At 72.6% G+C, this 25397-nt stretch carries 22 protein-coding genes; 8 read left to right on the top strand and 14 right to left on the bottom strand.

What is annotated here, in order from left to right; genetic code table 11:
• Positions 1-1094: 1094 nt before the first annotated feature.
• Positions 1095-2297 (top strand): amino acid deaminase/aldolase, encoded by a 1203-nt coding sequence (locus tag ADK65_RS28430; protein ID WP_053673849.1) that lies wholly within the window; start codon positions 1095-1097, stop codon positions 2295-2297.
• Between the two features lie 104 nt (positions 2298-2401).
• On the opposite strand, the gene ADK65_RS28435 is transcribed toward ADK65_RS28430, so the two are convergent.
• The 3 genes from ADK65_RS28435 to ADK65_RS28445 are packed head-to-tail and all read right to left on the bottom strand — an operon-like array spanning position 2402 to position 5930.
• Complete coding sequence (locus ADK65_RS28435; RefSeq protein WP_053673850.1) at positions 2402-3187, bottom strand: 3-oxoacyl-ACP reductase; 786 nt, start codon at positions 3185-3187, stop codon at positions 2402-2404.
• The gene (locus tag ADK65_RS28440; RefSeq protein WP_053673887.1) at positions 3184-4557 is read right to left on the bottom strand and encodes an aldehyde dehydrogenase family protein; all 1374 of its coding nucleotides are present in this window, start codon (positions 4555-4557) and stop codon (positions 3184-3186) included. The genes ADK65_RS28435 and ADK65_RS28440 overlap by 4 nt, the downstream gene beginning before the upstream one ends.
• Positions 4558-4565: 8 nt before the next feature.
• Entirely contained in the window at positions 4566-5930 is a 1365-nt protein-coding gene (locus ADK65_RS28445; protein WP_053673851.1) for a glutamine synthetase family protein, read from the bottom strand.
• A gap of 98 nt (positions 5931-6028) precedes the next feature.
• Between ADK65_RS28445 and ADK65_RS28450 the strand changes: the two genes are divergently transcribed.
• The 3 genes from ADK65_RS28450 (at position 6029) to ADK65_RS28460 (ending at position 9083) form a co-directional block, all read left to right on the top strand.
• Positions 6029-6769, top strand: coding sequence for a FadR/GntR family transcriptional regulator (locus ADK65_RS28450; RefSeq protein ID WP_053673852.1), 741 nt, complete (start codon positions 6029-6031; stop codon positions 6767-6769).
• A gap of 154 nt (positions 6770-6923) precedes the next feature.
• A complete protein-coding gene (gene eat / locus ADK65_RS28455; protein WP_053673853.1) occupies positions 6924-8369 on the top strand; it encodes an ethanolamine permease in 1446 nt (481 codons plus the stop codon).
• A 39-nt stretch (positions 8370-8408) separates the two neighbouring features.
• Positions 8409-9083, top strand: a complete 675-nt coding sequence (locus tag ADK65_RS28460) for a gamma-glutamyl-gamma-aminobutyrate hydrolase family protein (RefSeq protein ID WP_199825722.1) — start codon at positions 8409-8411, stop codon at positions 9081-9083.
• Between the two features lie 183 nt (positions 9084-9266).
• Here ADK65_RS28460 and ADK65_RS28465 read toward each other — a convergent pair whose 3' ends face one another.
• On the bottom strand, positions 9267-10196 hold the full coding sequence (locus tag ADK65_RS28465) for a LysR family transcriptional regulator (protein ID WP_053673855.1): 930 nt from the start codon (positions 10194-10196) through the stop codon (positions 9267-9269).
• A 70-nt stretch (positions 10197-10266) separates the two neighbouring features.
• On the opposite strand from ADK65_RS28465, the gene ADK65_RS28470 reads away from it, so the two are divergent.
• Positions 10267-11418, top strand: a complete 1152-nt coding sequence (locus ADK65_RS28470; protein ID WP_053673856.1) for a TDT family transporter — start codon at positions 10267-10269, stop codon at positions 11416-11418.
• Here ADK65_RS28470 and ADK65_RS28475 read toward each other — a convergent pair.
• A complete protein-coding gene (locus ADK65_RS28475; RefSeq protein WP_053673857.1) occupies positions 11330-12049 on the bottom strand; it encodes a helical backbone metal receptor in 720 nt (239 codons plus the stop codon). The genes ADK65_RS28470 and ADK65_RS28475 overlap by 89 nt on opposite strands.
• A complete protein-coding gene (locus tag ADK65_RS28480; RefSeq protein WP_053673858.1) occupies positions 12046-12615 on the bottom strand; it encodes a helix-turn-helix domain-containing protein in 570 nt (189 codons plus the stop codon). Before ADK65_RS28480 ends, ADK65_RS28475 begins: the two co-directional genes overlap by 4 nt.
• A gap of 429 nt (positions 12616-13044) precedes the next feature.
• On the opposite strand from ADK65_RS28480, the gene ADK65_RS28485 reads away from it, so the two are divergent.
• Complete coding sequence (locus ADK65_RS28485) at positions 13045-13989, top strand: 5'-3' exonuclease (RefSeq protein ID WP_053673859.1); 945 nt, start codon at positions 13045-13047, stop codon at positions 13987-13989.
• 113 nt (positions 13990-14102) lie between these two features.
• The gene (locus ADK65_RS28490) at positions 14103-14945 is read left to right on the top strand and encodes a siderophore-interacting protein (protein WP_053673860.1); all 843 of its coding nucleotides are present in this window, start codon (positions 14103-14105) and stop codon (positions 14943-14945) included.
• Between the two features lie 42 nt (positions 14946-14987).
• Here the strand turns inward: ADK65_RS28490 and ADK65_RS28495 are convergent, their stop codons facing one another.
• Positions 14988-15569: a GNAT family N-acetyltransferase gene (locus ADK65_RS28495; protein ID WP_053673861.1), complete on the bottom strand. Its 582-nt coding sequence runs from the start codon at positions 15567-15569 to the stop codon at positions 14988-14990.
• Positions 15570-15649: 80 nt separating this feature from the next.
• On the opposite strand from ADK65_RS28495, the gene ADK65_RS28500 reads away from it, so the two are divergent.
• Positions 15650-16651: an RluA family pseudouridine synthase gene (locus tag ADK65_RS28500; RefSeq protein ID WP_053673862.1), complete on the top strand. Its 1002-nt coding sequence runs from the start codon at positions 15650-15652 to the stop codon at positions 16649-16651.
• Here ADK65_RS28500 and ADK65_RS28505 read toward each other — a convergent pair.
• From ADK65_RS28505 to ADK65_RS28535, 7 genes are all read right to left on the bottom strand, one after another.
• Positions 16645-18165, bottom strand: coding sequence for a cytochrome P450 (locus tag ADK65_RS28505; RefSeq protein ID WP_053673863.1), 1521 nt, complete (start codon positions 18163-18165; stop codon positions 16645-16647). The genes ADK65_RS28500 and ADK65_RS28505 overlap by 7 nt on opposite strands.
• 64 nt (positions 18166-18229) lie before the next feature.
• Entirely contained in the window at positions 18230-18850 is a 621-nt protein-coding gene (locus ADK65_RS28510; protein ID WP_053673864.1) for a GTP-binding protein, read from the bottom strand.
• Positions 18831-19229: a DUF742 domain-containing protein gene (locus ADK65_RS28515; protein ID WP_053673865.1), complete on the bottom strand. Its 399-nt coding sequence runs from the start codon at positions 19227-19229 to the stop codon at positions 18831-18833. Before ADK65_RS28515 ends, ADK65_RS28510 begins: the two co-directional genes overlap by 20 nt.
• A complete protein-coding gene (locus ADK65_RS28520) occupies positions 19226-19633 on the bottom strand; it encodes a roadblock/LC7 domain-containing protein (RefSeq protein ID WP_053673866.1) in 408 nt (135 codons plus the stop codon). The genes ADK65_RS28515 and ADK65_RS28520 overlap by 4 nt, the downstream gene beginning before the upstream one ends.
• Positions 19630-21270, bottom strand: coding sequence for a sensor histidine kinase (locus tag ADK65_RS28525; protein WP_078956182.1), 1641 nt, complete (start codon positions 21268-21270; stop codon positions 19630-19632). Before ADK65_RS28525 ends, ADK65_RS28520 begins: the two co-directional genes overlap by 4 nt.
• Before the next feature lie 327 nt (positions 21271-21597).
• Positions 21598-24447 (bottom strand): DEAD/DEAH box helicase, encoded by a 2850-nt coding sequence (locus tag ADK65_RS28530; RefSeq protein WP_078956183.1) that lies wholly within the window; start codon positions 24445-24447, stop codon positions 21598-21600.
• 40 nt (positions 24448-24487) lie between these two features.
• Positions 24488-25378 (bottom strand): diacylglycerol kinase, encoded by an 891-nt coding sequence (locus ADK65_RS28535; RefSeq protein WP_053673869.1) that lies wholly within the window; start codon positions 25376-25378, stop codon positions 24488-24490.
• Positions 25379-25397 lie beyond the last annotated feature (19 nt).

Raw genomic sequence — 25397 nt, forward strand, 5'->3', positions numbered from 1 at the left:
ACGGCGGGGGCGGGCCGTCGGGTGGGCGCCGGGGGCACGCGCACGTCCCGCCCCGCGGTGGCACCGGTGCCGGTACCGGCCGGCGCCTGCGGCTGGTGGCCGGAGTGCGGCGGGGGGGGGGGGCGCGCGGATGGAGGGCGGTCCGTCGTCGGCCTCTGCGCGGCAGGGCGGCCGGAGGGTGCGGCGGGCTCGTCCGGTGCCGGGTCCGCGGGGACGGGGCGCAGGCGCGCGGTCGTCTCGGACGCGTGGTCGCCGGGACGCCGGGGCGGGGGCAGCCGGAACGGCCGTGCGGCCGTCTCCGGGGGCGCCCCGGCCGCAACGTCCGGACGGCCGGGTTCGGAGAGGCGGAAGGGCCGGCCGGAGGACTGCGACGAGGTGCCGTCCGGGCTACCCGACGTCGCTGCCCGGCCGGAGGGTTCCGGCGCGGGGAGGTGACGCGGCCGGGACGGGGGCCGAGGTGCTCCGGATTCGGTGCGTGTCTCGCGGCCGACGCTGGGCGGCTTGTCCGGGAAGCGCGAGGAGGCGCGGGGCGGAGGCAGCGCAGTGGACCCGGTGCGCTGGGATGCGGTGGCGCCGGAGGCCGGGGCACCGAGGCCCGGGAAGCGCGGGTGGCCGCCGTCGGACGGTTCCGCCGCGGTCCCGGCTTCCGGTCCGGTGGCGGGGTCGGAGGACGGGCCCGGGGCCTTCCGCTCGCCCCCCGGCGAATCCTTGAGCGGTTCCTTCAGCGAGTCCCTCGTCGAGCCCTCGGGCGCGACCGGAGGGTGTGACGGACGGGGTGGGGTGGTGGGGCGCGGGGGGAAAGCGGCGCGTTGCGCTTCCGTGCTCATGCTCCCCCCGTTTCCGCATGCCCGGGCCGCTCGTCCTGCGCGGGCCGGTGTCGTCCTGCCCGAGCCCGGCACACAGTTGTCCCGGGCACACCTACCCGTACGGAGGGAGCGTCATCCCGGCGCGGATTCCCGGCCGGCGTCATCCGCCGTACGTGCGCGTCACTCTACGGCTAGTTCCTGTGCGAACGGGAACCAGTCCGCGATGGCGGGGCATCTGCCCGGAACGTCCCCCTACCCTGCGGTAATCGGGTCTGGCAGGCTGCGCTCATGACTGCGCGCGCCTCCGACCGGGCCCGTTACGACCGGGCCACCGCCCATCTCGACGCTCCTCTCGCGATCGTGGACCTCGAAGCCTTCGACGCCAACGCCGCCGACCTGGTGTGCCGCGCCGGGGGCAAGCCCGTCCGGGTGGCCAGCAAGTCCGTGCGCTGCCGGGCGCTGCTGGAGCGCGTCCTGGCCCGCGACGGCTTCGCGGGGATCATGTCGTTCACCCTGGCCGAGTCGTTGTGGCTGGCCCGCTCGGGGTTCGACGACGTGCTGCTCGCCTACCCGTCCGCCGACCGGGCCGGGTACGCCGAACTGGCCGGTGATCCCAAGCTCGCCGCCGCCGTGACCGTGATGGTCGACGACGTCGCCCAGCTGGATCTGATCGACGCCTCCCGGGGTGGCGGGCGTGAAGTGGTGCGGGTGTGCCTGGAGTTGGACACCTCGCTCAAGCTGCTCGGCGGGCGGGTGCGGGTCGGGGCCCGGCGTTCGCCGCTGCACTCCCCCGCCGAAGTGGCCGAGATGGCGCGGGCGGCGGCCCGGCGGCCCGGCTTCGAGGTCGTGGGGATCATGGCCTACGAGGGGCATGTCGCCGGGGTCGGGGACTCGCTGGCCGGACGTCCGCTGCGGTCGCGTGCGATCCGCCTGATGCAGGCCGCCGCCAAGCGTGAACTGGCCGAGCGGCGTGCGGAGGTGGTGCGTGCGGTGCGGGCCGTCGTGCCGGGGCTGGAGTTCGTCAACGGCGGGGGTACCGGCTCGGTGCAGCACACCGCGGCCGAGGAGGCGGTGACCGAGATCGCCGCGGGGTCGGGCCTGTACGTGCCGCGCCTGTTCGACAACTACACGTCGTTCAGCGGCCGTCCGTCGGCCCTCTTCGCCCAGCCCGTCGTGAGGCGGCCGGGCGTGGGAGTCGTGACGGTCCTGGGCGGTGGGTATCCCGCCTCGGGCGCGGCCGGTGCCGACCGGTCGCCGGTGCCGTATCTGCCCGAGGGGCTGCGCTACGACCCGCAGGAGGGCGCCGGTGAGGTGCAGACGCCGCTGCTCGGCTCGCCCGCCGACGATCTGCTGATCGGTGACAAGGTGTGGTTCCGGCATGCGAAGGCCGGTGAGCTGTGCGAGCGGTTCGACCGGCTGCACCTCGTCGAGGGCGACGCGGTGACCGCGACGGTGCCGACCTATCGCGGCGAGGGCCACACGTTCCTGTAGGGGTCAGGCTGCCGGGCCGGCACTGCTGCCCACGCCGCCGGTGCCGTCGCCTCCCCGAGGGCGACGGCACCGGCGGGGCGCGACGCGGACCCCTGGACAGGCGCTTACAGGGGTGTGACGTAGGCCCCCGCGATCCCGCCGTCGACCAGGAAGTCGGTGGCGTTCACGAAGGAGGAGTCGTCGCTGGCGAGGAAGGCGACGGCGGCGGCGATCTCCTCGGCCTCGGCGAACCGGCCCAGCGGGATGTGCACCAGGCGGCGTGCGGCGCGCTCGGGGTCCTTGGCGAACAGTTCCTGCAGGAGCGGGGTGTTGACCGGTCCCGGGCAGAGGGCGTTCACGCGGATGCCCTCGCGGGCGAACTGCACGCCCAGCTCGCGGGACATGGCGAGGACGCCGCCCTTGGAGGCCGTGTAGGAGATCTGGGAGGTCGCCGCGCCCATCCTGGCGACGAAGGACGCCGTGTTGATGATCGAGCCCCGGCCCTGGCGCCGCATGTAGGGGATGGCGGCCTTGCAGCACAGGTAGACGGAGGTGAGGTTGACCTCCTGGACGCGCTTCCAGGCCTCCAGGCCGGTCTCCAGGATGGAGTCGTCGTCGGGCGGGGAGATGCCGGCGTTGTTGAAGGCGATGTCGACGCTGCCGTAGGTGTCGTAGGCGGTCCTGAAGAGAGCCTCGACCTGCTCGGGGTCGGTCACGTCGACCTTCACGAAGGTACCGCCGACCTCCTCGGCGGCGGCCTTGCCGCGGGCGTCGTCGACGTCGCCGCAGACGACGTGGGCGCCCTCGGAGGCGAGACGGCGGGCGGCGGCGAGGCCGATGCCGCTGCCGGCACCGGTGACGACGGCGGTACGGCCGACCAGGCGGCGGCAGATGTTGTCCTGGGCAGTCACTGTGCGGGGCCCTCCGTGCTGATGAAGACGTTCTTGGTTTCGGTGAAGGCGGTCAGGGCGTCGGGGCCGAGCTCGCGCCCGACACCGGACTGCTTGTAGCCGCCGAACGGTGTCCAGTAGCGGACGCTGGCATGGGAGTTGACGGACAGGTTGCCGGCGCGGACGGCCTGGGAGACGCGGAGAGCACGGCCGACGTCGCGGGTCCAGATGGAGCCGGAGAGGCCGTAGGGGGTGCCGTTGGCGAGGCGGATCGCGTCCTGCTCGTCCGTGAAGGGCAGGAGCACGGCGACGGGGCCGAAGATCTCCTCGCAGGCCGCGGCCGAGTCGGGGCTCTCGCCGGTGAGGACGGTCGGCGGGAACCAGAAGCCGGGGCCCTCGGGTGCGCTGCCGCGCAGGGCCGGGGCGTCGTCGGGCACGAAGCCGCGGACCCGGTCGAGCTGCTGCCGGGAGATCAGCGGGCCCATCTGGGTCTTCTCGTCGGCCGGGTCGCCCACCACCACGGCGGACAGTGCCTCGGCGAGATGCTCGCGGACCTCGTCGTAGACGGACTCCTGGACCAGGATGCGGGTGCGGGCGCAGCAGTCCTGGCCGGAGTTGTCGAGGAAGGAGAAGGGGTCGACGGCGGTCTTGAGGTCGGCGTCGGCGAAGACGATGTTGGGGCTCTTGCCGCCGAGTTCGAGGGTGACGGGCTTGACCTGCTCGGCGCCGAGGGCCGCGACGCGCGTCCCGGTCCGGGTGGAGCCGGTGAAGACGATCTTGGCGACTCCGGGGTGCCGGACCAGGGCGTCGCCGGTGATGTCGCCGCGTCCGGGCAGGACCTGGAAGAGGTGCTCGGGAAGCCCGGCCTCCAGGGCGAGTTCGGCCAGGCGCAGCGCGGTGAGCGGGGTGGTCTCGGCGGGCTTGAGGATGACGGCGTTGCCGGCCGCGAGGGCGGGTGCGGTGCCCCAGGCGGCGATCGGCATGGGGAAGTTCCAGGGCGCGATCACGCCGACGACGCCGAGCGGTTCGAGGATCGTGACGTTCAGGCCGCCGGGGACCGGGATCTGCCGGCCGGTGAGCCGTTCCACTCCCCCGGCCGCGTAGTCCAGCAGGTCGCGGACGTTTCCGGCCTCCCAGCGGGCGTTGCCGATGAGGTGGCCTGCCTCGCGGACCTCCAGGCGGGCCAGCTCGTCGAGGTGTTCGTCGACGGTGGCCGCGAAGCGGCGCAGCAGCCGGGCCCGGTCCGCGGGGGGCAGGGCGGCCCAGATCCGCTGTGCCCTGGCGGCGTGGGTGACGGCCGCGTCGACGTCGGCCGGGCTCGCCCCTGCGACGGCGGCGACGACCTCCTCGGTCGCGGGGTTCAGTACTTCCAGAAGGTGCTCGGAAGACACGAAGGACCTCACATGCGTTCGAAGGAGCGGCGCAGCTCCCAGTCGGTCACCGCGGCGTCGTACGCGTCCAGTTCGACGCGCGCCATGTTGCGGTAGTGCGCGACGACCTCGTCGCCGAAGGCGGCCCGGGCGATGGGGCTGTTCTCCCAGAGCTCGGCGGCCTCGCGCAGGGTGGTGGGGACGTGGTCCAGGTCGGCGGCGTAGGCGTTGCCGGGGCAGGGTTCGGGGAGTTCCAGTTTCTGTTCGATGCCGTGCAGTCCGGCCGCGACCAGTCCGGCGACGGCGAGGTAGGGGTTGACGTCGCCGCCGGGCAGGCGGTTCTCGAAGCGCAGGGAGCGGCCGTGGCCGACCACGCGCAGCGCGCAGGTGCGGTTGTCCTGGCCCCAGGCGACCGCGGTCGGGGCGAAGGAGCCGGGCTGGAAGCGCTTGTAGGAGTTGATGTTGGGGGCGTAGAGGAGGGAGAAGTCGCGCAGGGCGGCGAGCTGTCCGGCGAGGAAGTGCCGCATGACCTCGGACATGCCGCCTTCGAGGTCGCCGGCCATGGCGTTGTTGCCGTCCGCGTCGGCGAGCGAGAGGTGGATGTGGCAGGAGTTGCCCTCGCGCTCGTTGTACTTGGCCATGAAGGTGATCGACATGCCCTCCTGGGCGGCGATCTCCTTGGCGCCGGTCTTGTAGACGGAGTGCTGGTCGCAGGTGACGAGGGCCTCGTCGTAGCGGAAGGCGATCTCGTGCTGGCCGGGGTTGCACTCGCCCTTGGCGGATTCGACGGTGAGGCCGGCGCCGGCCATCTCGTTGCGGATGCGGCGCAGCAGCGGCTCGATGCGGCCGGTGCCGAGGACGGAGTAGTCGATGTTGTACTGGTTGGCCGGGGTCAGGCCCTTGTAGCCGGCGTCCCAGGCCTGTTCGTAGGTGTCCTTGAAGACGATGAACTCCAGCTCGGTGCCGACCTGGGCGGTGTAGCCGAGTTCGGCGAGGCGCTCCAGCTGGCGGCGCAGGATCTGGCGGGGGGCCGCGACGACCGGGGAGCCGTCGTTCCAGGCGAGGTCGGCGTGGAGCATGGCCGTGCCCTCGTTCCAGGGGACGCGGCGCAGGGTGGTCAGGTCCGGGTGCATGGCGAAGTCGCCGTAGCCGCGGTCCCAGGAGGACATCGCGTAGCCGTCGACGGTGTTCATCTCGGTGTCGACGGCGAGCAGGTAGTTGCAGCCCTCGGTGCCGTGCCGGAGGACCTCGTCGAGGAAGAAGCGTGCGGCGAACCGCTTGCCCTGGAGTCGCCCTTGCATGTCGGGGAAGGCCAGGACGACAGTGTCGATCTCACCGCCGGCGACGAGGGTGTGGAGCTCCTCGACGCTCAGCGGGGGTGTGCGGTCTGCCACGGGAAGGCCTCCTAGGCTCCGCGGATCCGCTGCCTTGGATCCGCCGGGAGCCATAAGGTATTGCCGAGAACCATTGCTTGGGAAGGGGGTACGGCCACATGCCGGAGGAAGCTGGGGGCGGCGAGGTGGAGCGCGACGGGCTGACACCGGTGCTGCGGCCGGTGCGCGCGGGCAACGGCTTCGAGGAGGCGCTGGAGCAGATCCTGCAGGTCGTGCGGCTGGGTCTGGTGCCGGGGGGCGAGCGGCTGCCGGCCGAGCGGGAGCTGGCGGAGCGGCTGGGGATCAGCCGGGTGACGCTGCGCGAGGTGCTGAAGGTGCTCCAGGACCAGGGCCTGGTCGAGTCGCGGCGCGGCCGGTACGGCGGGACGTTCGTGCTGCCGCGCACCGACGCCGTCGGCGAGGACGAGCTGCGGCGCCGGGTCGCCGAGGTCGACATCGAGGACGTGCTGCGGTTCCGGGAGGTGCTGGAGGTCGGCGCGGCGGGGCTGTGCGCGGCGCACGGGCTGGACGAGAAGCAGGCGGACCGGCTGCGCGAGGCCCTGGCGCGCACGCACGACGCGCCGCTCGCCGAGTACCGCCGCCTGGACACGCTGCTGCACCTCACGCTCGCCGAGCTGTCCGGCTCCCCGACGCTCACCGCCCAGTACGCGGCCGTCCGCGCGACGGTCAACGACCTGCTCGACTGCATCCCGCTGCTGGTGCGCAACCTGGAGCACTCCCAGCGGCAGCACACCGCCCTGGTGGAGGCGGTGATCGAGGGCGAGGCCGACCAGGCGCGGGAGATCATGCGCGAGCACTGCGGGGGCACGGCGGCGCTGCTGCGGGGCTTCCTCGGCTGAGCCGGGCGGGGTGTCGTCGCCCGGTGAGGATTTACGGGCGATTAACGCACGGGTATTGCCATCCCCCGGTCGGCCCGCAAAGGTATGGCTCCATTCCATTGAGTCGGAGCCCGCTCGATCCCGTGACCGCCGCCGCCCTGTCGGGAGTTAGCCCATGTCCCAGGAACCCACCGTCACACCCGCCGCCCCGGAGGGCGACGACTATCTGGAGCGCAGAGCACTGCGCCGCGGCAGCGCCGGCTGGGTGCTGCTGACCGGCCTCGGCGTCGCCTACGTCGTCTCCGGCGACTACTCGGGCTGGAACTTCGGCCTGGCCGAGGGCGGCTTCGGGGGCCTGGCGATCGCCATGGTGCTCATGGGCGCGATGTACGCGTGCATGGTCTTCGCCCTCGCCGAGCTGTCGTCGATCCTGCCCACGGCGGGCGGCGGCTACGGCTTCGCCCGGCGGGCGCTCGGCCCCTGGGGCGGCTTCCTGACCGGCACGGCGATCCTGATCGAGTACGTCCTCGCGCCCGCCGCCATCGTCATCTTCATCGGCGACTACGTCGAGTCGCTGGGGCTGTTCGGTCTGGAATCCGGCTGGCCGGTGTACCTGGTCTGCTTCGTGATCTTCCTCGGCATCCATCTGTGGGGGGTCGGTGAGGCGCTGCGCTTCAGCTTCGTCGTCACCGGGATCGCCGTGGTGGCCCTGATCGTGTTCGCGCTGGCGGCGCTGCCCGGCTTCTCCTTCGCGTCGCTGGACGACATCCCGGTCGACACCTCCGCCGCGGGGTCGAGCTCCTGGCTGCCGTTCGGCCTGCTCGGCATCTGGGCGGCGTTCCCCTTCGGCATGTGGTTCTTCCTCGGTGTCGAGGGCGTGCCGCTGGCCGCCGAGGAGACCAAGGACCCGGCGCGGACGCTGCCGAAGGCGATCCGCTGGTCGATGGGCATCCTGGTGGTGCTGGCGGTGGTCACGTTCTTCGCGGCGGCCGGGGCGCGCGGTTCCGCCGCGGTCCAGGAGGCGGGCAACCCGCTGGTCGAGGCGCTCCAGCCGAAGGGCGAGGCGACGACCCTGAGCCGGATCGTGAACTACGCGGGCCTCGCCGGTCTGGTCGCGTCGTTCTTCTCCCTGATCTACGCGGGCTCGCGCCAGCTGTTCGCCCTGTCCCGCGCGGGCTACCTGCCCCGGTTCCTGTCGCTCACCAGCCGCCGCAAGGCGCCCTACCTCGGCCTGCTGGTGCCCGGCACGATCGGCTTCCTGCTGGCGGCGGTCTCCGGCAACGGCGCGCGGATGCTGAACATCGCCGTCTTCGGGGCGACCATCTCCTACGCGCTGATGTCCCTGTCGCACATCGTGCTGCGGCGCAGGGAGCCGGAGCTGGAGCGGCCCTATCGCACGCCGGGCGGCGTGCTGACGTCGTCGGTCGCCCTGGTGCTGGCGTGCGCCGCGCTGGTGGCGACGTTCCTGGTGGACGTGACGGCGGCGCTGATCGCCCTGCTGGTGTACGCCGTGGCCGTCGCCTACTTCGGCCTGTACAGCCGCAAGCACCTGGTGGCGAAGGCGCCGGAGGAGGAGTTCGCGGCGCTGGCGGCCGCCGAGGCAGAGTTGGCAAGGGACTGAGTCGTCCGAAAGCGTGAGGGAGTAGTCGTGACCAGGCCGTTGATCGGTGTCAGCACCTACCTGGAGTCCGGTGCGCGCTGGGGCGTGTGGGAGCTGGAGGCCGCGCTGCTGCCGGTCGGCTACCCCCGGCTGGTGCAGCGGGCGGGCGGCCTGGCCGCGATGCTGCCGCCGGACGACCCGCGGCACGCCGCGGCTGCCGTGGCCCGGCTGGACGGGCTGGTCATCGCGGGCGGTCCGGATGTGGAGCCGGTGCGGTACGGGGCCGAGCGCGAGCCGCGGACGGGCCCGCCGGCCCCCGAGCGGGACGCATGGGAGCTGGCACTGATCGAGGCCGCGCTGGCGGCGGGGCTACCGCTGCTGGGGATCTGCCGGGGCATGCAGCTGCTGAACGTGGCGCTCGGCGGGACGCTGCTGCAGCACATCGAGGGGCACGCGGAGGTCGTGGGCGTCTTCGGCGGGCACGCGGTGAAGCCGGTGCCGGGCAGTCTGTACGCCGGTGTGGTGCCGGAGGAGACCTTCGTGCCTACCTACCACCATCAGGCCGTGGACCGGCTGGGTGAGGGCCTCGTCCCGTCGGCGTACGCGGCGGACGGCACGGTGGAGGCGGTCGAACTGCCGTCGGCCGAGTGGGTGCTGGGGGTGCAGTGGCATCCGGAGATGGGGGAGGACGTCCGGGTGATGGGGGCGTTGGTGAAGGCGGCAACAGGAGGCTGAACTCCAGGGGGCTCCGCCCCCTGGACCCCCGGCCTTTGCCCACCCACCACCCGATTCGGTCAGCCGAGAAGCCGGGCTCGACAAACCCAGCCCGTCCGGCGCTTCCGGACCGCCGAGGCACCATCCAGCCAGGGGGCAGCGCCCCTGGAGATGGGACGGGTAGGGGCGGCGGGGGCGAGGGAACTATCCCCGCGTCAGCGACAGCAGGTCCCGCGCCGGACCGGTGGGGCGATGCCCTGTCGGCCATACCGCCCTCAGGTCCCGCGTCAGGGCGACCCCCTCCACCGGCACCGGCACCAGCCGCCGCATCGCGAGCTCCTCCCCCACCGCCAGTTCGCTCAGCACCGCCGGGCCCGCACCACTCACCGCCGCCGCCTTGACCGCCGTCGTGGACGACAGCTCGATCAGCGGCCGGGCCAGCCCGCCCAGCGCCGCGTCCAGCACCTGCCGAGTCCCCGAGCCCTTCTCTCGGAGGATCAACGGCGTCGACGCCAGCTCCGCCGCGGCCAGCGCCCTCCGTCGCCGGGCCCACGCGTGCCCCGGCGCGGTCACCACGATCAGCCGGTCATGGGCTATCACCGCGGAGTCGAGTCCGGCCGGCACCGACAGTCCCTCCACGAACCCCAGATCCGCCTCGTCCGACAGCAGACGCTCCGCCACCACCGTCGAGTTCCCCGCGTGCAGCGACACCGCCGTGTCGGGCCGCTGCGCGCGCAGCGCGAGCAGCCAGCCGGGCAGCAGGTACTCCGCGATCGTCATGCTCGCGGCCACCCGCAGCCGGGAGTCGCGGCGCACGCGCAGCGCCTGCGCCCCCACGTCGAACGCCTCCGCCGCCTCCACGATCCGCCGCGCCCAGTCCGTCACCAGCGCACCGGCGTCCGTGAGCCGGGACCCGCGGGGTGAGCGGTCGACCAGCGCCACACCGAGCTGCCGCTCCATCGACCGGATGCGGCTGCTGGCCGCGGGCTGCGTGATGCCGAGCTCCCGCGCCGCCCCGCCGAGACTGCCGAGCCGCGCCACCGCCAGCAGCAGCTCCAGGGCGCCCAGATCCGGCACCCGGTGCGCCAGGGACCCGCCGGCCCCCGGCCCGGACTGCTCATCCGCGTTGCTCATAAACCCAGCTTATGTCGCCATAGAGGCATGGTCCCTGGTGGTGCGCTCGGCCCGGAACCATCGTGGGGTCATGGTCACCGCAGCCCAGCCCCTCGTGTACCCGCTCTCCGTCCGTCATCTCGGACCCAACTGGTACGCCACGGTGATGGGCACCGCCGTCGTCGCCGGCGCGGGGGCCGCCCTGGCACCGCACGTCACAGGGCTGCGCGGCATGCTCGCGGCCGTCTGGGCGCTCTCGCTCGCGCTGCTCGTGACCCTGCTCGGCGCGCGGGCCGTGCACTGGACCCGGCACCGGGACCAGGCCCGCGCCCACCTCCTCGACCCGGCGACGGCGCCCTTCTACGGCTGCCTCGCCATGGCCCTGCTGGCGGTGGGCGGCGGCGCCCTCACCGTCGGCCGCGACTGGATCGGCCTGCGGGCGGCCGTGACGCTCGACGCGGTGCTGTTCACCGCGGGCACGCTGACCGGCCTCGCAGCGGCCGTCGCCGTGCCGTATCTGATGGCCGTACGCCACCGGGTCGAGCCGGGACAGGCCACGCCGGTCTGGCTGCTGCCGCTCGTCGCGCCCATGGTGTCGGCCGCCGTCGGGCCGCAGCTGGTGCCGCATCTGCCGCCCGGTCAGGCCCGCGAGACGCTGCTGCTCGTCTGCTTCGCGCTGTTCGGGCTCAGTCTGCTCGCGACCCTGGTCATGCTGCCGCTGGTCTTCGCCCGGACGCTCACCGGCGGGCCGCTGCCCCTCGCCCTCACCCCGACGCTGTTCCTGGTGCTCGGCCCGCTCGGGCAGTCCACCACCGCCGTCGGCGCCTTCGCGGACATCGCGCCCGGCGTCGTCCCGGCGCCGTACAGCGAGGGATTCGGGGTCCTCGCCGTGCTCTACGGCGTGCCGGTGATGGGGTTCGCCCTGCTGTGGGCCTGCCTGGCCGCCGTCCATGTGCTGCGCGCCCGGCGGCACGGGATGCGGTTCTCGATGACCTGGTGGTCGTTCACCTTCCCGGTCGGGACCTGTGTCACGGGCGCCGAGGCGCTGGGCCGGCACACCGGGCTCGTGGCCTACGCGGGCCCGGCGGTGCTGCTGTACGCGGTGCTGGTCGCGGCGTGGGGCACGGCCGTCGCGGGCACCGTGCGCGGGCTGCTCAGGGGCGAGCTGCTCGCAGCGCCCGCTCCAGTACCCGTGGCGCCTCGGCCAGTGACGGTCCGTACCACGTCAGGTGCCGTCCGCTGACGAGCGCGCAGGGCAGACCGGGGAAGGCCTCGGGGCCGTCGCCGGCGGTGAAACGGTACGGCTCGTCCGGTAGCACCACCACGTCGGGTGCCGCGGCGCGGAGTTCCTCCAGCGGGACGCGCGGGTAGCGGTCGGGGTGCGTCGCGTGCACGTGGTCCACGCCGAGACGGGCGAGGACGTCTCCCGCGAAGGTGTCCCGGCCGAGGACCATCCACGGACGGCGCCAGACCGGTACCACGGCCGTCAGCCGTGTCGCGGGCTCCGGCAGGGCCGCCCAGGTCTCCTCCGCCTCGTCCAGCCAGCGCGGACGGGACGCCACCCGGCAGGCCTCCAGCACCCGGGCCAGCTCCCGGAAGGCCTGCGGCACGTCGCGGATCTCCGTCACCAGGACCCCGATGCCCGCCGCACGCAGAGCCGCCAGGTCGGGTGCGCGGTTCTCCTCCTCGTTGGCGATCACCAGATCGGGCGCGAGGGAGCGGATCCGGTCGGTCTTCGGATTCTTGGTGCCGCCGACGCGTACGACGTCCAGGTCCGGGGGGTGTGTGCACCAGTCGGTGGCACCGGCCAGGGTGCCGGGCGCGGAGCGGGCCACGGCCTCGGTCAGCGAGGGGACCAGCGAGACGACCCTCACCGGCGTGGCCGGGCCCGGACCGCCTCGATGTGCTCCGCCACGGCGACGACGATCACGCGGGTGTCCGATTCCGCCGCCCGCCAGCGATGCCGGACCCCACCGGTCAGGTACAGCGTGTCGCCACGGCCCAGGCGGTAGGCGCGGCCCTCCGCCTCGATCTCCACCGCGCCGTCGGCGACGTACATCAACTGGTCGTTGCGGTACTGGAATTCACGGCCGGCGTCATGGTCGCCGGTGAACTCGGAGGCGTGCATCTGGTGGTGGCCGCGGACCAGGGAGCGGGCCCGGGGCAGAGGCTGCGGCTCGAGGCCGTCGGCGCGGACGACGTCCACGCTGCACGCGGGGTCGGCTGCGGCGAGGAGCTCCACGGCCGTGGTGCGCAGGGCGTCGGCGACCTTCTCCAGGGAGCTGGTGCTGGGCCGCGCCCGGTCGTTCTCGATCTGGCTCAGGAACGGGACCGACAGGCCGCTGCGGGCGGACACGACGGCGAGGGTGAGCTCGAGGGCACGGCGCCGCCTGCGCACGGCCGCGCCCACCCGAAGGGGTTGCTCTTTGTGGTCGCCCATCGCTCCGGCTCCCTCCTTCGCCCGTCGATCCGCTCCCCGTGCGGCGGTGTCCCCGCGCACTGCTTCTGTTGAGTTGTCTGCACCCTACGCATGTTCGGCAAACCGTTTCAGGCGGCCGTCACATCGCTGTCATACGGGACACCTCGACACCTCACACTTCGCGCCAGGCGATCCGCCGCCGAAGGGGACGGGGCATGCGGCCCGCCCGCTGGGGGAACAGGCGGAGGGAGGGAGTTCAGGGGGTGGCGTAGCGCTCTGTGGTTGTCCGGATCCCGCTCGTGTGATCGGGGCCGGGGTGGGACGCGGCGTGTCGCGCGTCCCACCCCGGAACCCTACTGCGGAGTCATCCTCCGCACCATGTCCGGGCGCTGCCCGAGCCAGTCGGCCGCGGCCTCAGTTCTCGTCGGAGCCGGTGCGGATCGGGTCGCCATGGCGTACGGCATGATGCGTGGCGTGACCGGACGACTGATGCTCCTCGACACTGCCTCCCTGTACTTCCGCGCCTACTTCGGCGTTCCGGACTCGGTCCGGGCCCCGGACGGAACGCCGGTGAACGCCGTGCGCGGACTGCTCGACTTCATCGACCGCCTGGTCAAGGACCACCGGCCGGACCTCCTCGTGGCGTGCATGGACGCCGACTGGCGGCCGCAGTGGCGGGTGGAGCTGATCCCGTCCTACAAGGCCCACCGCGTCGCCGAGGAGCACGCGGTCGGCCCGGACGAGGAGGAGGTACCCGACACGCTGTCGCCGCAGGTGCCGGTGATCGAGGCGGTGCTGGACGCGGTGGGCATCGCGCGCGTGGGCGTCGCCGGGTACGAGGCGGACGACGTGATCGGCACGTTCACCGCCCGGGCGAAGGGGCCGGTGGACATCGTGACGGGCGACCGCGACCTGTACCAGCTGGTGGACGACGCACGCGGGGTGCGCGTGCTGTACCCGCTGAAGGGCGTGGGCACACTGCAGCACACCGATGAGGCGGTGCTGCGTGAGAAGTATGGGGTCGACGGCAGCGGGTACGCGGATCTGGCCCTGCTGCGCGGCGACCCGAGCGACGGCCTGCCGGGCGTGCCGGGCATCGGAGAGAAGACGGCCGCCAAGCTGCTGGCCCAGTTCGGGGACCTGGCCGGGATCATGGCGGCGATCGAGGACCGGGGGGCGAAGCTGACGCCGACGCAGCGCAGGCGGCTCGACGAGGCGCGACCGTACCTGGCGGTCGCTCCGAAGGTGGTCCGGGTCGCGGACGACGTACCCCTGCCGGACGTCCCCACGGCCCTGCCGCGCACCCCTCGCGACCCGGCGGCCCTGGAGGCGCTGGCGGCCCGCTGGGGACTGGGCGGCTCCCTGGAGCGCCTGCTGACGACGCTCGCGGGCTGATCTTTCCTCAAGAGTTCGTAAGGGAACGCCGGGACCTTGCCGCACGAGAGGTGTGAAGTGAGAACAAGGTGCTAACTTAGGTAACCCTAACTATGTGAGACTGGGAGGTCCTCATGGCAGAGCGACCGGGACGCCAGCCGCGCAGGGTCCACTCCGCGCAGGTCGTCCGCACCGAGCGGCTGACCCCGCACATGCAGCGCGTGGTGCTCGGCGGTGAGGGCCTCGCCGACTTCGCGGCCGGCACGTGCACCGACCACTACGTGAAGCTGCTGTTCCCGCCGGTGGGCGTCACCTATCCCGAGCCTTTCGACCTGGATCGCGTGCGTGCCGAGCTGCCGCGCGAACAGTGGCCGGTGACCCGGACCTACACGGTCCGTCAGTGGGACGCCGAGCACCGCGAACTGACGCTGGACTTCGTCATCCACGGTGACGAGGGCCTCGCCGGCCCGTGGGCCGTGCGGGTCCGGCCGGGTGAGACCGTGCGCTTCATGGGACCCGGTGGGGCGTACGCGCCCGACCCCGGTGCCGACTGGCACCTGCTCGCGGGGGACGAGAGCGCGCTGCCCGCGATCGCCCGCGCCCTGGAGGCGCTGCCGCGCGGCGCCCGGGCCTACGCCTTCGTGGAGATCTCCGGTCCCGAGGAGGAGCTGAAGATCGACGCGGACGTGGAGGTCGTCTGGCTGCACCGCGGGGCCCGGCCCCTCGGCGAGGCGCTGGTCGAGGCCGTGCGGAACCTGGAGTTCCCCGAGGGCCGTGTGCACGCCTTCGTCCACGGCGAGGCCCACTTCGTCAAGCAGCTGCGCCATCTCCTCCGCGTCGAGCGCCACATCCCGCGCGAGGCCCTGTCGATCTCCGGCTACTGGCGCCGCGGCCACAACGAGGACGGCTGGCAGGCGTCGAAGCGCGAGTGGAACGCCCGGATCGAGGCGGAGCAGGAGAGCGTGTCGGCGGCCTGAGGCCGGACGAGCGGCCGGCGGCCGAGGGCGCGGGCCGCCGCCTCAGTCCCCCCGCACCCGGGCGTGCAGATGCATGTCGTGCCATCCGTCCGGCTGCATGACCGCACTGCGCTTGGTGCCCTCCAGGCCGAAGCCGGTCCTGGCGGCGACGCGGCAGGACGCCTCGTTGCGCACCGCGTGCAGGAGCTCCAGGCGGTGGAAGCCGGTCTCGTCGAGGGCCCAGCGGGTGAGCGCGGTCGTGGCACGGGCTGCCACGCCCCGGCCCCGGGCCGCGGGCACGGTCCAGTACGCCACCTCCGCCGTCCCGTCGTCGAGCCGGAGCTCACGCAGCGCCACCCGGCCCACCAGCGCGCCGGACTCCGCGTCGGCCACGGCCCAGTGCGCCTCCCGCTCGCCCTCCCACGCCTGGCGCCACGCGCGGATCCAGTCACCGACCTCCGCGACGGAGTCGGCGGACCGGGCGTGCCACTGGTGCATCACCGGGTCCTGGAAGACCTCGTACACCGCGGGCGCGTCCCCCTCCCGCCACGGGCGCAGGACGAGTCCGCCGTCGGCGCGGAGAGTGGGCTGGGGGCGGCCCGCGAGGGCCCCGGCGCTCAGAACAGGGCTGACGAGAAACGGCATACCCGCATCCTGGCAAGTACTCGTCGGGCGGTCCCAGTGGTTTTCCGCTCCGCCGCACCGGCCTCGTACGCTGGGCCGCGATGAGACGCAAGACCCGCATCCCGCCCTCTCCCCTGCCGCAGCGCCGGGGCGTGGACCCGGTGCGGGTGCGGCTGCCCGCCACCGGCGCCTGGGGGACGGTGCGCGAACACCTGGTGGAGCGGCTCTCCGGGGCGGGCGCCGGAGTCGTCGAGGGCATGTTCGACGCGGGCCAAATCGTCGGGGCGGACGGACGGCCCGTCGCGGCGGACGCCCCCTTCGAGCCCGGGAAGTTCGTGTGGTTCCACCGGGACCTGCCCGACGAGGTACCGGTGCCCTTCCCGCTGGAGGTCGTGCACCGGGACGAGCACATCGTCGTCGTCGACAAGCCCCACTTCCTCGCCACCACCCCGCGCGGCGGCCACGTCGCCGAGACGGCGCTGGCCCGGCTCCGCCGCGAGCTGGACGTTCCGACGCTCAGCGCCGCGCACCGGCTCGACCGGCTCACCGCGGGACTCGTGCTCTTCACGGTGCGCCCCGAGGAGCGCGGCGCCTACCAGACGCTGTTCCGCGACCGCCGGGTCCGCAAGGAGTACGAGGCCGTCGCCCCCTTCGCCGCCGGCCTCACCCTGCCCCGGACGGTTCGCAGCCGGATCGTGAAGGATCGCGGAGTGCTCACCGCCCGGGAGGTCCCCGGCGAGCCCAACGCCGTGAGCCGCGTCGAGCTCGTCGAGCACCGCGACCGGCCTGGCGAGGAGGACGGATCCGGTGGGCTCGCCCGGTACCGGCTCGCCCCCGCCACCGGGCAGACGCACCAGCTGCGCGTCCACATGACCGCACTGGGGGTACCGATCCTCGGTGACCCTCTCTACCCGCAGGTGACCGCCCCCGTACCGGCCGGTGATTTCCGCCGGCCGCTGCAACTGCTGGCACGCTCACTGGAGTTCACCGACCCGGTCACGGGCGAGGAGCACCGGTTCCGCAGCGGCCGCACCCTCGCGGCCTGGGCCTCGTACGACCGGTGGGCCGCCGGGACGTACGACGACCCGTCAGACGGTCAGTAGCCGCGCCACCAGCTCAGGAACCGCTGCCACACGCCCCGGCGACGGGGTGCCTCCGCGACGGCCGGCTGCGGCGGCACCGGCTGAGGCTGAGGCTGGGGCTGCACCCGGGCGGGCTGCGGCTGCGCGGCGACCGGCGGCGACTGCGCCACGGCCGGAGCGGCGGCCGGGGGCTGCGCGCTGCCGATCTGCCAGTCCGAGCGCTGGGCGGCGACCGGCTTGTGGTTCGGCACCTCCTGCACGTCCTGCGGCGGCCTGGGCGCGAACTGCACCGGCAGCTCCACCAGGTGCCGGGAGGCGATGGACGCCGTCCAGCGCAGCTCCTCCTGATCGCAGTCGAGTTCCACGTCCGGCAGCCGCATCAGCAGCGCGTCGACGCCCACGTCGGCGATGGAGCGGCCGATGTCCTGCCCCGGGCACTCGTGCGGGCCGCCGCCGAAGGCGAGGTGGGAACGGTTGCCCTGCATGCTGGCCTTCAGGTCCGGCCGCACCCGCGGGTCGACGTTGGCCGGCAGCGGCGCGAAGAGCAGCCCGTCGCCCCGGCGGATGCGCTGCCCGCCCAGCTCGGTCTCCTGCTTGGCGAAGTAGGCGAAGACCGTGCTGAAGGGCGGCTCGTTCCACAGGGACTGCTCCACCGCCTCCGGCACCGTCATCTGGCCCCCGTTGAGCTGGGCCCGGAAGCGTGGGTCGATCAGCACCGTCAGCAGCACGTTGGACAGCAGGTTGGTGGTGGCCTCGTAGGCGGCGAAGAGCACCAGGCGCAGGTGTTCCCTGACCTCGTCGTCGCTCAGCCGGGCCGGGTGCGTGATCAGGTAGCTGGCGAGGTCCTCCTCCGGCTGGGCGCGGCGGGTGGCGGTGAGCCGGCTCAGGGCGTCCATGACGTAGGAGTGGCTGGCGAGGGAGGTGCCGGTGCCCTTGAGGGCGTCGCGGGCGGCCTCGACGAGCCGGTCGCTGTACTCCTCGGGCATGCCGAGGATCTCGCACATCACCGCCATCGGCAGGTGCTCGGTGAACTGGCCGACGAGGTCCGCCTCGCCCGCCTCGCAGAACCGGTTGACGATCGTCTGCGTGCTGCGGTTGATGTAGCGGCGCAGGCTGCGGAAGTCGATGGTGGAGATGGCGCCCATGACCGCGCCGCGCAACCGCTTGTGCTCGTCGCCCTCGGCGTGCGAGGCGATGGGCTGCCAGGCGATGTGCGGCATCAGCGGGTGGTCGGGCTTGACCAGGCCCTCCCTGAGCGGGGTCCAGGTACGGCTGTCCCGGCAGAACTGCGAGGGCGAGCGCACCATGTGCAGGTTCTCCGCGTGACCGAGGACGATCCACATCGGCACGTCGTCGTGGAGCAGTACGGGCGCCACGGGACCGTGCTGGTCCCGCAGTTGCTCGTACAGCGCTCCCAGGTCCTCCGCCTCGTGCAGCCGGTGCAGTCCCCCGGGCCCGAGGCCGTGCGCGGGGCAGCCGGGAGGCGGGCCGGGCGGGAGGTCCGTACTGGCCGGGGCGTGGGATTCAGGCGTCACAGTGATCGCTCCGAGACTGAGGTTGCGTCAGGTGTCTGGGGGGTGTGGGGGTGGATGGCACGGGTCAGACGCGCGAGCCCGTCATGGCGAGCGAGTGCAGGAAGCGCATGAGGGTCATCAGCACGTCGCGGCTGGAGGCCCGGCGCCGCGCGTCGCACTCCATGATCGGGATGTCCGGCGTGAGGTCGAGGGCGGTGCGCAGCTCCTCGATGGCGTAACGGGGGGCGTCGGGGAAGGAGTTGACGGCGACCACGAACGGCACGCCGCGCTCCTCCAGGCGTCCCATGACGTCGAAGCTGACCTCCAGCCGCCGGGTGTCGACCAGCACCACCGCGCCGAGCGCGCCCTCGAACAGGCCGTTCCAGAGGAACCAGAAGCGCTGCTGGCCGGGCGTGCCGAAGAGGTACAGCACCAGTTGTTCGGTGATGCTGATCCGGCCGAAATCCATGGCCACGGTGGTGGCCGTCTTGGAGGCGGAGCCGAAGTTGTCGTCGACACCGATGCCGGCCTGCGTCATGGTCTCCTCGGTGGTCAGCGGTGTGATCTCGCTGACCGAGCCGACCATGGTCGTCTTGCCGACGCCGAATCCGCCCACGATCACGATCTTGGCCGCGGCCTGCGCCGTGTGGGGCAGCTGGTCCTCGGCCCGGGGGCCGGGGATGGTGTCAGAGCCGTTGAAGTCCATTCATCACCGCTTCGAGGAGGGAACGGTCGGAGCGCGCCTTGCGGACGATCGGGGCGCGCGCCTGCACCAGGTCCGCCGTCAGCAACTCGGTGAGCAGCACGCCCATCGCGCTGAACGGCAGGTGGAGGTAGGCCGACAGTTCGGCCACGGAAAGGGGGGCGGCGCAGAGCCGGAGCAGCGCCGCCTGCTCGGGAGAGGCGGAGGGCGGCGGGTCCGTTGCACGCGCCACGATCAAGGTCACCAGGTCGAGTTCGGCCCGTTCGCCGTCCGGACCGGCCACCACGTACATCCGCTCCGGATTCCCGGGTTTGTCCTCGCCCTCCTGCGGCGTGGGCGCCTCCGGGACGAGCTCGCGCCTCTGGCGTTGCGGAGGCGTCATACGATCTGCCCGTTCCGCCGGGGCGGGCTGGTGAGGTGGCCGCCGATCCGGACGACCAGGTCGCGCATCATGGCGCTCATCCGGCCGGGTTCGCACCGCACGTCGGACAGCACCGCGAGGAAGGCGTTGGCGCCCGCGCCCATCAGGTAGAAGTAGCCCTGGTCGATCTCGATCATCACGAGCTTCATCTCGCCGTCGCCCACGGTGAGTTCCTGGCAGATGCTGCCCGCGAGGGACTGCAGGCCCGCGCAGGCGGCGGCGACCCGGTCGGCCGCGTCCGGCTCGCCGCCGTAGCGGGCGATGCGCAGACCGTCGGCCGAGAGCACCACGATCATCTCGATGCCCGGTACGCCGTCGGCGAGCTGCTTGAGCATCCAGTCGAAGTTGCCTCGCTGCTGGATCACTTGAGATCCCCCTCGTCATCGGCCTCGGTGGGGGCCGGGTCGTTGATCAGGTGCAGGTACTTGTGCGGGTTCCGGATGAAGTCGGTCGGGTGGGTGCCGGGCTCGATGCCCTGCTTGAGTCCCTCCCAGAAGGCCTCCAGGCCCTTGCCGGGGGCGTCCGGGGACGACATGTCGTGCCATGACTTCGGCTCGGGTTCCGGTGTGGCCCAGGGGTTGTACTCGCCCCGCTCGGCCGCTTCCCGGTCGGCCTTCTCGTTGGCGGCCTGCTGGGCGAGGCGCTCGGCGAGCGGCATCTTCACCTTGCTGCGGCGCTGCGGCAGGCCGTTCGTGGTCCACTCGGTGACCTCGGGAACGTCGTCGTCCTCCAGGGAGACCGTGGCCGGGATCTTCGGGCTGGTGGGGCGTCGCCTCTTGGGCGCGCGCTTGGGGCCCTCGGGGATGCCGACCGTCATGGGGATGCCGGTGGCGCCGATGCCGTGGGCGAGTCCGACACCGGGCTCGTGGGTGATCATCTCGCTCGGCACGATGAGGATGGCGCGGACGCCGCCGTACGCGGAGGCGCGCAGCGAGACCTGCATGTTGTACGCCGTGCACAGGCGGCCCACGACGGCCAGGCCGAGGCGCGGGTGTTCGCCGATGTCCTGGAGGTCGACGCCCGCCTTGGCGGCCTCCAGCATGCCCTCGATCCGGGCGCGCGCCTCCTCGTTGAGGTTGACACCGCCGTCCTCGATCTCGATGCAGACGCCGGTCTGCACCTCGGTGGCGGTGACGTGCACCTTGGTCTGCGGCGGCGAGTAGCGCGTGGCGTTGTCGAGGAGTTCGGCGGCGGCGTGGATGACCGGCTCGACGTAGATGCCCTTGACGCTGACCTTGGCGATGGAGGAGAGCTGGATGCGCCGGTACTCGAGGATGCGGGACATGGCGCCGCGCAGGGTGCTGTACAGGGACACCGGAGCGGGCCACTGCCGTCCGGGGCGACCGCCGCCGAGGACGGAGACGGAGTCGGCCAGGCGGCCGATCAGGGCGTTGCCGTGGTCGATGCGCAGGAGGTCGTCGAAGACCTCGGGGTTGCGGCCGTGGTCCTCCTCCATCTCCCTGAGTTCCTCGGCCTGCTGATGGATGATCGCCTGGACGCGGCGGGCGACGCTGACGAAGGAACGCGCGGCGGCGTCGCGCATCGTCACTTCGTAGTCGACGATCTTGAGCACCCTCAGCAGGGTTTCCGTCTGCGGGGCGGGGAGGTCACGGAACTCCGGGTTGGCGAGACCGAGCTTGCGGATCACCTCCCTGGGGGATGCTCCGGTCCGCAGCAGGTCGAGGGCGGCCGGGATGATCTCCCTCGAGAAGCGGACCATCTCGTTCTCGTGGGCGGCGATCCGCTGTTCCAGATGCGCGCTGTGCCGGGCGTGCTCGGCACGCTGGTCGCGCAGCGCGCGGCCGCGGCGCACCGCCTCGGCCGCCGTGGCGAGCACCAGCGCGGTGGCGATGCCGCCGCACCAGCCGACGGCGCCCCGGGCCGGCTCCGTCACCAGCGCGACGGCGGCTCCGGTTGCCGCGGCCATGACTATGGCCGGGAGCAACAGCACGCGCGCGTAGGGGAGTTCACGGCGACCGGGCGGGGACTGAACACTCACCATGTGGGCCTTCTGACAGGGGTCGACTGAGGTTCGGGGGGACTTGCCGGGGGGTATGTCATGAAGCTGTCGGGATCTTCCACACATCGGGGAACAAGCGCACGAATTCATCTCAAGCCGGTGCGCTGCGGGCGAGCTTAGTCCGACCGGATCATCGCTGTGTCATATTCAGCAACTGCCGGAAACCGGACGCGAAGGGATAGTACGCTCACCCGTTTACACACTGCGACACCGTTCGAATGCGGTACGTGACGGCGTACGGGCGTACGAAAGTCCCCCACCGTTACGGGTGAGGGACTCTCGGAAACAACGTCCCCAAGGGGGCGGGGCTCACCCCACCGACGAGTAGGCGACAACCCCCCGCAGCAGCAGATCAACGGCCTTACGGGCGTTCTTCACCACAGTGGAACCCTGCGGAGCGGCCGCCGCGATCTGCCCCAGCACGTCGATGACCTGCTTGCACCACCGCACGAAGTCCCCCGCCGGCATCTCCGCCTCGCGCAGCACCTCGTCGAGCCCCTTCCCGGAAGCCCACTCGTACGCGGCCCAGGCGAAGCCGAGATCGGGCTCGCGCTGCCCGACCCCCTCGGTCTGGGTGATCCGGAACTCCTCCTCCAGCGCGTCGAGCCGCCCCCAGATCCGCACCATCTCGCCCAGCGCGGCCTTGGCCTTGCCCGACGGCACCTTCGGCGCCATCGCGTCGTCCGCGACCCGGGACTCGAACACCAACGCCGAGACGCACGCCGCCAGTTCGGCGGGGCCCAGGCCCTCCCAGACACCCTCGCGCAGACATTCGCTGGCGAGCAGGTCCAGCTCGCCGTACAGCCGCGCGAGCCGCTTGCCGTGCTCGGTGACCTCGTCGGCGCGCAGATAGTCCAGCTCGGTCAGCAGCGCCACGATGCGGTCGAACGTCCGGGCGATCGTGTTCGTGCGGCCCTCGATCCGGCGCTCCAGCTGCGAGGTGTCGCGCAGCAGCCGGTGGTAGCGCTCGGCCCACCGGGCGTGGTCCTCACGGTCGTTGCAGCCGTGGCAGGGGTGCGCGCGCAGCGCGGTCCGCAGCCGGGAGATCTCACGGTCGTCGGCCGCCTGGGAGCGCCGCTTGCGGTGCCGCTCTGCCGGGATGTGCCCGGCCTTGGTGCGCAGCGCCGAGGCGAGGTCCCGACGGGACTGCGGGGAGCGGGGGTTGAAGGACTTCGGGATGCGCATCCGCTCCAGCGGTTCCACCGGCACCGGGAAGTCCATCGACGCCAGCCGCTTCACCTGCCGCTCGGCGGTCAGCACCAGCGGACGCGGCCCGTCGTGGTGGTCGAAGCCGCGGTGACCGTTCGAACGGCCCGCCGGCAGGCCCGGGTCCAGCACCAGCGCCAGACCCGCGTACTTGCCGGTGGGGACGTGGATGACGTCACCGGGCTTCAGCTTCTCCAGCGCGACGGCGGCCTCCGCACGCCGCTGCGCCACGCCCTGCCGGGCGATCTCGTTCTCCCGGTCCTTCAGTTCGCGGCGCAGCCGCGCGTACTCCTCGAAGTCGCCGAGGTGGCAGGTCATGGAGGCCTTGTAGCCCTCCAGACCCTCCTCGTTGCGCTGCACCTGCCGGGAGATGCCGACCACCGACTTGTCCGCCTGGAACTGCGCGAACGACGTCTCCAGCAGCTCGCGCGAGCGGTGCCGCCCGAACTGCTCGACCAGGTTGACCGCCATGTTGTACGACGGCTTGAAGCTGGAGCGCAGCGGATAGGTGCGCGTGCCGGCCAGGCCCGCCAGGTGCTCAGGGCTCATGCCGCGCTGCCAGAGCACCACGGCGTGGCCCTCGACGTCGATGCCGCGCCGCCCGGCACGGCCCGTCAGCTGGGTGAACTCGCCCGCGGTGATGTCCGCGTGCTGCTCGCCGTTCCACTTGACGAGCTTCTCCAGCACCACCGAGCGGGCGGGCATGTTGATGCCGAGGGCGAGGGTCTCGGTCGCGAACACGGCCTTGACCAGGCCGCGTACGAAGAGTTCCTCGACGACCTCCTTGAAGGTCGGCAGCATGCCCGCGTGGTGGGCCGCGATGCCACGCTCCAGGCCCTCCAGCCACTCGTAGTAACCGAGGACGTGCAGGTCCTCCGTCGGGATGGACGCCGTGCGCTCCTCGACCAGGGAGCGCACCCGCTCGCGGGCCTCGTCGTCGTTGAGCCTGAGCCCCGCGTACAGGCACTGCTGGACGGCGGCCTCGCAGGCGGCGCGGCTGAAGATGAAGGTGATGGCGGGCAACAGCCCCTCGGCGTCGAGCCGCTCGATGACCTCGGGCCGGCTCGGCGTCCAGATCCGGGACCGCTGGCGGCGCTCACGCTCCCGGTCGGCCTCGCGCATGGCACGCCCACGCCGGCGGTCCTGGTACGACGGCCGGCTCGCCTCCATGCGCGCCATGCGCGTGAGGTCGGGGTTGACGGCCTTCCGGTGGCCCTCGCCCTCCTCGAACAGGTCGTACATCCGCCGCCCGGCCAGCACGTGCTGGAACAGCGGGACGGGCCGGTGCTCGGAGACGATCACCTCGGTGTCCCCGCGGACCGTGTCCAGCCAGTCGCCGAACTCCTCGGCGTTGGACACGGTCGCCGAGAGCGAGACCAGCGTGACCGACTCGGGGAGGTGAATGATCACTTCCTCCCATACGGCCCCGCGGAACCGGTCGGAGAGGTAGTGCACCTCGTCCATCACCACGTAGCCGAGGCCGAGGAGGGTGCGGGAGCCGGCGTACAGCATGTTCCTCAGCACCTCGGTGGTCATCACCACCACCGGCGCTTCGGAGTTGACGCTGTTGTCGCCGGTGAGCAGGCCCACCTTGTCCGTGCCGTAGCGGCGGCACAGGTCGGCGTACTTCTGGTTCGACAGGGCCTTGATGGGTGTCGTGTAGAAGCACTTCTTGCCCTGCTGGAGGGCGAGGTGGACGGCGAACTCGCCGACGATCGTCTTGCCGGAGCCGGTGGGCGCGGCGACGAGCACACCCTTGCCCGCCTCGAGCGCCTGGCAGGACTCGATCTGGAAGGGGTCGAGGCCGAAGTCGTACATCTCGCGGAAGGAGGCGAGCGCGGTGGCCTGCTCGGCAGCGCGCTTGCGGGCTGCCGCGTACCGCTCGGCCGGGGAGAGGTCCTCTGTCATCGTGCCTTCGAGCGTACCGGGCCATACTGACAACAGGACGATCATTATCCGGATCCGGTGCTGTGAAACATCGGATCCGCGCAGCTCAGGGGCCGACGACCCGCACGCCCCCGCGCACGCAGCGCGCGCTCAGCGGCAGCGGGCCGAGCGGCTCCCCGTCGGCGTAGCCGGTGACGTGCTCGGCGGCGATCTCGACCCGCGCCGCCCGCACCACGGTCACCTTCGGATGCTCGACGTGCGTCCCCCGGTAGACCCGCGGGAACACCCGCAGCAGCGTCCTGCGGCTGCAGTCGCCGACCACCGTCACGTCGAACAGCCCGTCGGTCAGGTCGGCACCGGGGCAGATCCGCATGCCGCCGCCGTACGAGGAGCCGTTGCCGACGGCCACCAGGGTCGCCTCGACCTCACGGACCTCGCCGTCGTCGAGCCGGATCCGGTACGGCACGGGCCGGAATTCGGCGAGTTCGGCGATCATCGCCAGGTCGTACTTCAGACGGCCGGTGGGCCATCGCATGCGGTTGCCGCGGTCGTTGACGCGGGAGTCGAAGCCGGCGGCGAGAACCGTGCCGAACCAGCGGTCGCCGGCCTGCCCGACGTCGATGTCGCGGATCCGGCCGCATTTGAGGGCGTCGGCGATCATCCGGCCCGCGGCGGCGGGCTCCCGGACGGGCAGGCCGAGGGCTCGGGCGAAGTCGTTGCCGGTGCCGACCGCGACCAGACCGAACGGCGTGCGGGTGCCCGCGAGCGCCCGGAGCGCGAGCCCGGCCATGCCGTCGCCGCCGACGGCGATCAACGCGCCCGTGCCGGACTCGACGGCCGTACGCGCGCGGACGAGGGCGTCCGCGGCGTCCTCCCCGAGGACGGTCCGGACCGAGAAGCCGGCCGCCCGCAACGCGGAAGCGGCCGGCTGCGCCGCGCGGGCGCCCCGGCCGCGGCCCGCGGTGGGGTTGACGAAGAGGGTGATCTCGCTGGTCACGGCACCGACCCTACGAGGT

Origin of the sequence: Streptomyces sp. NRRL B-1140, from assembly GCF_001280065.1 — a bacterium.
Classification (GTDB): domain Bacteria; phylum Actinomycetota; class Actinomycetes; order Streptomycetales; family Streptomycetaceae; genus Streptomyces.